The sequence below is a fragment of the uncultured Enorma sp. genome, assembly GCA_905210055.1.
GTDB lineage: Bacteria > Actinomycetota > Coriobacteriia > Coriobacteriales > Coriobacteriaceae > Enorma.
Genome location: CAJLVH010000096.1, coordinates 1 through 7,542, shown reverse-complemented (window position 1 = coordinate 7,542; position 7,542 = coordinate 1). Strand labels below are relative to the sequence as shown.

At 61.8% G+C, this 7,542-nt stretch carries 8 protein-coding genes; all 8 read right to left on the bottom strand.

Annotation, left to right across the window (positions count from 1 at the left end):
• Positions 1–82: 82 nt before the first annotated feature.
• Positions 83–1,270, bottom strand: a complete 1,188-nt coding sequence (gene coaBC, locus QZ079_RS06745; protein WP_297036770.1) for a bifunctional phosphopantothenoylcysteine decarboxylase/phosphopantothenate--cysteine ligase CoaBC — start codon at positions 1,268–1,270, stop codon at positions 83–85.
• On the bottom strand, positions 1,267–1,989 hold the full coding sequence (locus QZ079_RS06740; RefSeq protein ID WP_297036767.1) for a zinc ribbon domain-containing protein: 723 nt from the start codon (positions 1,987–1,989) through the stop codon (positions 1,267–1,269). The genes coaBC and QZ079_RS06740 overlap by 4 nt, the downstream gene beginning before the upstream one ends.
• Before the next feature lie 5 nt (positions 1,990–1,994).
• Positions 1,995–2,792 (bottom strand): Nif3-like dinuclear metal center hexameric protein, encoded by a 798-nt coding sequence (locus QZ079_RS06735; protein ID WP_297036764.1) that lies wholly within the window; start codon positions 2,790–2,792, stop codon positions 1,995–1,997.
• 5 nt (positions 2,793–2,797) lie between these two features.
• A complete protein-coding gene (locus QZ079_RS06730) occupies positions 2,798–3,967 on the bottom strand; it encodes an aminotransferase class V-fold PLP-dependent enzyme (RefSeq protein WP_366926439.1) in 1,170 nt (389 codons plus the stop codon).
• Positions 3,964–4,641: a ribulose-phosphate 3-epimerase gene (gene rpe, locus QZ079_RS06725; RefSeq protein ID WP_297036762.1), complete on the bottom strand. Its 678-nt coding sequence runs from the start codon at positions 4,639–4,641 to the stop codon at positions 3,964–3,966. Before rpe ends, QZ079_RS06730 begins: the two co-directional genes overlap by 4 nt.
• Positions 4,642–4,700: 59 nt before the next feature.
• Positions 4,701–5,717 carry an NAD(P)H-dependent glycerol-3-phosphate dehydrogenase gene (locus QZ079_RS06720; protein ID WP_297036759.1) on the bottom strand — a complete coding sequence of 339 codons (1,017 nt, stop codon included), beginning with the start codon at positions 5,715–5,717 and terminating at the stop codon, positions 4,701–4,703.
• Positions 5,718–6,380, bottom strand: a complete 663-nt coding sequence (gene plsY, locus QZ079_RS06715) for a glycerol-3-phosphate 1-O-acyltransferase PlsY (protein WP_297036756.1) — start codon at positions 6,378–6,380, stop codon at positions 5,718–5,720.
• 1 nt (position 6,381) lies between these two features.
• Positions 6,382–7,542: ribosome biogenesis GTPase Der (gene der / locus QZ079_RS06710; protein WP_297036753.1), on the bottom strand; the 1,161-nt coding region annotated here is incomplete at its 5' end.

The window sequence follows — 7,542 nt, the reverse complement described above, 5'->3', positions numbered from 1 at the left end:
TCAAAAACGACACAAACGTACCCGTCCCCAGAGTGACGCCTCCGGCACAAACTAACCCGTCCCCAAAGTGACGCTGGGAGTGTTACTTGAGACGGCGGAGGATTTCTCGAGCGAGCTCGTCCTTTGATAAGACGGGGAGCTCCTCGGCTCCGTCGGTGGTGATCCACCATGCCTTGTTCGTATCTGTTCCAAAGCCGGAATCAGAACGGGTGACATCGTTCGCCACGATGGCATCGCACCCTTTTCGCGCAAGTTTAGCCTGGGCATAGGCAACCGGGTCGCCCGTCTCGGCAGCGAAGCCTACGACAAGGCGCTCCCCCTTTACAGCGGATAGATCGTGCAAGATGTCTGCGGTCGGAACAAGCTCAAGCCTATCAAGCGTCTCGACGCCTTTCTTGAGCTTGTGATCCGAAGGCTGTGCCGGCGTATAATCGGCGACTGCGGCAGCGCAGATCGCCATCGTCGCGTCCTCGAAGGCCGAAAGCGCCGCACTATGCATCTCCGCGGCCGTCTCGACCGGTACCACGTCAACACCCCATGGCGCGGTCGCATCGGCAGGCCCGAGCACGAGCGTTACCTGGGCACCCATGTCCCGTGCGGCACGCGCGAGCGCAACGCCCATCTTACCCGAGGACCTATTGCCGATGAAACGAACGGGGTCGATTGGCTCATGCGTTGGACCTGCTGTGATGAGGATGCGCTCGCCTGTTAGTGCGCTTGACTCGCAGAGCGCCTGTTCGACGGTATCCGCAATGGTTTCAATTTCGATGAGTCTTCCCTCGTCGACATCACCGCAGGCAAGGTAGCCTCTCCCAGGTCCCGCAACCAAGAAGCCGCGCTCGCGCAACCGCTGCATGTTTTCCTGCGTCGCCGCAGCGCGCCACATGTTCGAGTTCATCGCGGGTGCCACGATGATGGGAGACGTCGCAGCGAGCAGCGTTGTCGAAAGCAGGTCGTCAGCGATGCCGCAGGCCATCTTTGCGATCACGTTCGCCGTTGCAGGTGCTACGACGATGACATCGGCCTCCTTCGCGAGAGAGATATGATGGATGGGATCGCTCGGATCATCGAACAAGCCGAGTGCCACGGGCTCATGCGTGAGCGCCCGGAACGTCATGGGATCGATGAAATGCGTAGCGTGCTCGCTCATGAGTACCTTCACGCGCGCGCCGCGCCGCTGCAGTTCGCGAACGAGCTCGCACGCCTTATACGCAGCGATGCAGCCTGTCACACATACGAGCGCGCAGTGCCCCTCGAGTACCCCGCTCACGAGGCGTCATCTTCTTCATGAACTACGAGGATGCGGTGGCAATACGGGCACGTCGTAATCGCATCGCCGCGCGTGACCTCATTGAGCGAGGACTCCATGAGCTTCGTGCGGCAGAGCGTGGGCACGTCGTCGCGGAGTGCCTCGACTCCAAGCCCGTTGAATGCCCGAGCCGCCTCTTCATAGGCATGCGCGAGGTCCTCGTTGAGCTCACCATGGAGTTTGGTGCGTGCCTGCTCTGCTTCGGCAATCCTCTCTTGGATGTCCGTTGCCACCTCACGGGCGCGCACCGCGCAGGACTTCACAGAGCCCTCCAGGCGCTCGATTGCGGCTATGCCCTGCTGCTCGCGTGCGAGCACGCGTTCAAGCTTCTCGTTCCTATCACGCTGGTCGAAAGCGACCTTATCGAGCGCCTTCGCGAGGTTCGACAGCTCAATCTCAAGATCTTGGACCTCTCGGTAATCAGTGAGACGCGCAGCCTTTGCTTGCACCCCGTCGACTTGCTTGCGATAGTATGCTTCCTCTTCTGCCAGATCTGCTAGATCGGTCTCCACGTCCTTGCGCTCACCCTTCACCTTGAGCATCTCCTCGCGCGCGAGCGAGAGCCGTTTGCGCAAGCGCGCAAGCTGGACGAGCTCAGGGAGCTTCGAAAGCTCGAGCCGAAGACGCTGAAGCTCAAGATCGGTCTCCTGAAGCTTGAGCAAGCGAGTTCCATCGTTCATGCAGACTATCCCTTCATATAGGTCCACCACGGACGGCGGAACCTCGAAACTACGATCTCATCGGTCGAAACGCCTGCCTCGGCGCATGCATTCGCGAGCACCGCGCAAAACGGGTACTCCGAGACATCATGGCCAAGCAGGATGACGTCAACGCCACGCAGCGCGAGATCCTGGCATACATGATACCCCGCCTCTCCACAGATAATGGCATCTGCGTGCGCGGCAAGGGCAAGCTCACCGAAATGACCAAGGCTGCCGCCCATATACGCGGCTCGTGACACAACGTGACCGGGATCTCCCCAAACGCGCGGTTCCACCGAGAACTCCGCTGCAGCGCGTTCAACAAGGTCGCGAAGGGCAAGGCACTCAACATCCATGAGCACGCCGTACCCAGTGGCACCGGCATCGTCCGCATGCTCCAGTGAGGAGAGCGCATCGAGCCCCCATCGCCGCGCGATGACAGACCTCGCCTCATGCGAGCGGTCGAGGTTCGTGTGGAACGAGAGCACGCTCACCCCGAAGCGTGCCGCCGCGAAGACCGCGGCAGATGCCTGCGGGTATGCGCCCGCTTTTGGGACGAATGCCTCCGGAGCATCGATGTATACGGGATGATGCGTAAGCAGCACGTTCGCACCGGCATCGTGGGCGGCCCGAACGTCTTCAACGGTCGCATCGAGTGTAACGAAGACGCGTTCAACCTCGGCCTCTGGATCCCCTACCGAAAGACCCACATGGTCCCAATCCTCAGCGGCGTCGCGGGGAAACATCTCGAAGAGACGAGCTTCAAGCTCTTTGACCTTCACAGCCCTCATCCTTCCACGATGGTAAGAAGCGCCTTCGTGAACGCATCGAGCGCCTCTGGATCGACGCGATCGTCGAAAGAGATGCGAAGCGAGCCGTTTGCGGCATCACCGGCAAGTCCCATGGCGGTGAGCACATGGCTCGCCTGTGCGCTCGCGCTCGAGCAGGCCGAACCCGCAGAGACGCAGAAGCCGTGCTGATCGAGCTGTAAGATGAGCTCTTCCGATTCGAAACCGTCAACATAGATGGACACGATCCCACCGAGACGGCCTGCGGGAACGGGCGATCCGAGCGTCGCATGGATGCGCGGTGAAGTGAGCAGCCGGGCGTACAGTGCATCCGAGAGGGTTCGAAGCCTAAGCCACTCCCCTTCTACGCCAGGAGCAAGGGCGCTTGCGACAGCGGCGAGCGCAAGCACCGAGCGCACGTCCTGCGTTCCCGGGCGTCTTCCCGCCTCTTGGCCGCCTCCGCGGGAGCGCGGGGCAAAAGGCGTACCGCGGCGCAGATAGAGCGCCCCACAGGAAACCGGCGCTCCAACCTTATGCCCGGCGAGCGACAAGGCGTCTACATCAAGGGCGTTCACGTCGAGCGGTGCATGAAGATACCCCTGGATGGCATCGGTGTGGACGTACGCGCCCGCGGTGTGCGCGGCGCGGGCAAGCTCTTCGATCGGCTGGAGCGCCCCGGTCTCGTTGTTCGCGAACATAATGGATACGAGCGCAACGTGATCATCGAGCAGCCCGTTAAGCGTCTCGGGTTCGATGACGCCGCGCGCGCTCGGCTTCACGATATCGACGGCAAATCCTGCAGCATGCAGAGCTGGAATGTTATCGAGGATGGAGTCGTGTTCGATCGCAGACACGACGATGCGCGTGCGGGCGGGATCTTTTGCGCGCACCGCTTCGGCGATGCCGAACAGCGCGAGCACGTTTGCCTCCGTGCCGCCCGAGGTGAAGATGACCTCCTGGGGTCGCACGCCGCACCCGAGCGACGAAGCAACCGAACGCCGTGCCGCCTCGAGCGCCCGCGCCGCCTCACGGCCGAGCGTATGGAGCGAGTTGGGATTCGCTCCTGCAATCGGAGACGCGTCGTACGAGCGCATCGCTTCGAGCGCCTCGGCGCGAAGCGGAGTCGATGCGGCATAATCGAGGTTGATGTGCGCAGCAGGCAGCATCATCGCGCAGCCTCGATGGCGTTCTGTGCAAGCGTGCGCAGATGCGCGATCATCGTGTTGGGATCCTCGGCGTTATAGACTGCAGAACCTGCGACGAAGGTATCGGCACCCGCCGCCGCGACCTTGGCAATGTTCTTCTCGGAGATGCCGCCGTCCACCTCGATGCGCGGGTGCGCACCGACGCGCTCGCAAAGCTCGCGTAGGCGCGCGATCTTCGCATAGCAACCCTCGATGAAGCTCTGCCCGCCGAACCCGGGGTTCACGCTCATGAGGAGCACCATGTCGAGGTCGGGCAGGATGTCCTCGAGCAGGCCGACGGGGGTGGCCGGGTTCAGAACCGCACCGGCCTGCGCCCCGCGCTCCTTGATATGCGCGATCGTGCGGTGCAAGTGGGTGGATGCCTCCGCATGCACGGTGATGATGTCTGCACCCGCATCGAGATACCAGTCAATCGTGGCATCCGGGTTCGTGACCATCATGTGCACGTCAAGCGGCGCCGTGCATACGCGCTTGCATGCGGCGACGACGTTCGGGCCGAACGTGAGATTGCCGGTGAAGTGGCCGTCCATCACATCGATATGGATGAGATCGGCACTCGAGATGCGCGCGAGGTCGCGCTCAAGGTTCGCGATATCGGCAGAGAGGATCGAGGGCGAGATAAGCGCTCGGTGTTGCATGGGGATCCCTTCCTAGCTGGTGTGCGAGAATTGCGGAGGCGTAGGCGGTGTCCCGCGCGTTAGCAGCCTTCTCGATTGAGCCCGTAAAACTCCTCGGTGGGCTCGCGGTTCACGAGCGTCTCGAGTGCCTCGTCGAGCGTCATGCCGTGGTAGAGCGCGGCTTCCAGACAGCTCGTGATGGGCGCCTCGACGCCCAGCTCGCGTGCGAGCTCAGCCGTGCTCTTCACCGCGGCGGCGCCCTCGACGATCATATGCGTGCGAGCCTGGTACTCGTCGAGCGACTCGCCCTGCGCGAAGGCAACGCCGAAGGAGCGGTTGCGTGAGTGCGGCGAGGTGCATGTCACCACAAGATCACCCATGCCGGCGAGGCCCATGCAGGTCATGGGATCGCCGCCGCGCGCGCATACGATGCGGCTAATCTCGGCAAGGCCGCGCGTCATGATGAGCGCGAGCGTATTGTCGCCGTAGCCCGATCCCGCGGCGATACCGCAGACGATGGCTATGACGTTCTTCACCGCGCCGCAGGTTTCGATGCCCACCACGTCGCTCGAAGCGTACAGCCTGAAATTCGGTGAGATGAGCAGGTTCTTGAAGAACTCGACCACACCGGGATGCTCGGATGCGATGACCGCCGCCGCAAGTGTGCCACGGCAGATCTCTTCAGCATGGTTGGGGCCAGAGAGCGCAGCGATGCGGCTGGGGTTGCCGATCTCTTCCTCCACGACTTCCGTCATGAGTTTGCCGGTACCAGGTTCGATGCCTTTGGTAAGAACAAGCACGGGAACATCGGGCGCGAACTCGCTCGCCGCGGCATGGATGGTCGAGCGGATGAACGGCGACGGCACGACGATGATGACGCCGTCCGCGCCATCGAGCGCCTCGTGGAAGTCGCCGGTGGAGCGAACGTTGTCTGGAAGGATGTAATCGGTGAGGTAAAGCGGGTTCTTGTGATGCTCGTTGATGCCGGCGGGCACGGGCTCGTCATGAGACCAGAGCACGAGGTCCTCGGCGCGAACGGCAGCGACGCCGGAAATTGCCGTTCCCCAGGAACCAGCACCGATGACTGCGATCTTCATCTATGCGTCCTCCTTTTTAGAACCGAACGAGATCTTCGATTCCGTGCCGGCACGGAGCCGGCCGATATTGGCATGGTGCGCGGCGACGACGCTCCATCCGAGCACCGCCCATACCGCGATGACGGCAGGTGGAAGATAGGGAACGAGTATCGAGACCGTAAGTGGCACGAGTGCCGCCGTAACGATCGAGCCAACAGAAACGTATTTAGTGATCGCGACGAGCACGATGAAGATGGCAAGATGGATGATGGCGAGCGGCCAGAAGAAGCCGAAGAGGATGCCGACGCCCGTGGCGATGCCCTTGCCGCCGTGAAAATGCAGATACGGCGAGAAAATGTGACCGTAGAGGCATGCGAGGGCGATGAAGGCAACCATGAGCTGGACATCCACCTCCGAAGCCCACGGGATATCCCATAGGATGGTCATGGCAACCCTCATGCAGATCGTGCCCTTGAGCAGGTCGCACGCAAGGGTGATGGCAGCAACCTTGGGACCAGCCACTCTAAGCGCGTTCGTGGTTCCGATATTGCCCGAGCCTTCGTGCTGAAGGTCTTTGTGGCTCATCGCCTTCGCAAGAATCTTCCCAAAGGGGATGCCGCAGATAAGATAAGAAACGAGCATCATGCCGAGCGTGGCATAGACGGCGGTGTTTACGCCATACATGCTACTCCCCCGTCCCGTTGCGGTCGTTCTTCTTGTGGAAATAGAGACGGATGGGCGTTCCCTTGAAGCCGAATTCCGTGCGCATGCGGTTCTCGACGTAACGACGGTACGTGTCGTTCACAAGGTCCGGATGGTTCACGAAGAACGTGAACGCCGGCGGGTTCGTACCGGTCTGCGTGACGTAGTGCATGCGTAGGCGCCGCTTGCCATCCACAATCGTATGACCAAACTCGCGAAGTCCCGTGAGGAAGCGATTGAGCGCCGAGGTCGAGATGGTTTTGGCGCGCTCAGCGGCAGCCTCGTCGATGAGCTTCCAGATCTTCTCGACCGAGCGACCAGTAAGCGCGGAGATACGCAGCATGGGTGCCCAGGGCGCAAGCGTCATGCGGCGGGCGACGGTGTCGAGCGCCTTCTCGCGCTTGTAGTCATCGTCGAGAAGATCCCATTTGTTGAGCAAGATCACGAGGGCGCAGCCGCGCTCGATGGCGAGATTTGCGACCTTTTGATCCTGTTCGGTCATGCCCACGCCGGAGTCCACGACGAGCAGAGCCACATCGGCACGGTCGATGGCCCGAAGCCCTCGCACCATGGAGTAGTACTCGATGTTCTCGTAAACGGTGCTCTTCTTGCGAATGCCCGCCGTGTCCACTAAGCGGTAGCGGCGGCCGTCGCGCTCGATATAGGTGTCGATGGCGTCGCGCGTGGTACCGGCGATGTCCGAGACGATAGAGCGCTCAGAGCCGATGACCTTGTTGAAGAGCGAGGACTTGCCGGCGTTCGGGCGGCCGATGATCGCTACGCCAAGCGCGTCCGGGTACAGCTCAGGCTCGCTATCCTCCTCTTCGGGCAAAAGCGCCACAACCTCATCAAGCAGGTCGCCCGTTCCGTGGCCGTGATGCGCGGAGATGGGTCTTGGATCTCCGATGCCAAGCGAGTAGAACTCCCAAAGACGCTCGTCCTCGCGTGCAGGGTTATCGAGCTTGTTCACCAGGAGCAGAATTGGCTTTTTCACGCGCTTGAGCATGCGCGCGACGGACTCGTCTTCCTCTGTGACGCCCACGGAACCGTCAACGACGAAGAGGACGACGTCTGCCTCCTCCGCCGCTGCGAGCGCCTGATCGCGGATGGACGTCGAGAAGACGTCGTCGCTCTTCATGGGCTC

Bases quoted from the DNA above. Each gene is read 5' to 3' on its own strand.
- QZ079_RS06740 (WP_297036767.1), bottom strand. From the start codon at position 1,989: ATGAACGATGGAACTCGCTTGCTCAAGCTTCAGGAGACCGATCTTGAG.
- QZ079_RS06730 (WP_366926439.1), bottom strand. From the start codon at position 3,967: ATGATGCTGCCTGCTGCGCACATCAACCTCGATTATGCCGCATCGACT.
- rpe (WP_297036762.1), bottom strand. From the start codon at position 4,641: ATGCAACACCGAGCGCTTATCTCGCCCTCGATCCTCTCTGCCGATATC.
- QZ079_RS06720 (WP_297036759.1), bottom strand. From the start codon at position 5,717: ATGAAGATCGCAGTCATCGGTGCTGGTTCCTGGGGAACGGCAATTTCC.
- plsY (WP_297036756.1), bottom strand. From the start codon at position 6,380: ATGTATGGCGTAAACACCGCCGTCTATGCCACGCTCGGCATGATGCTC.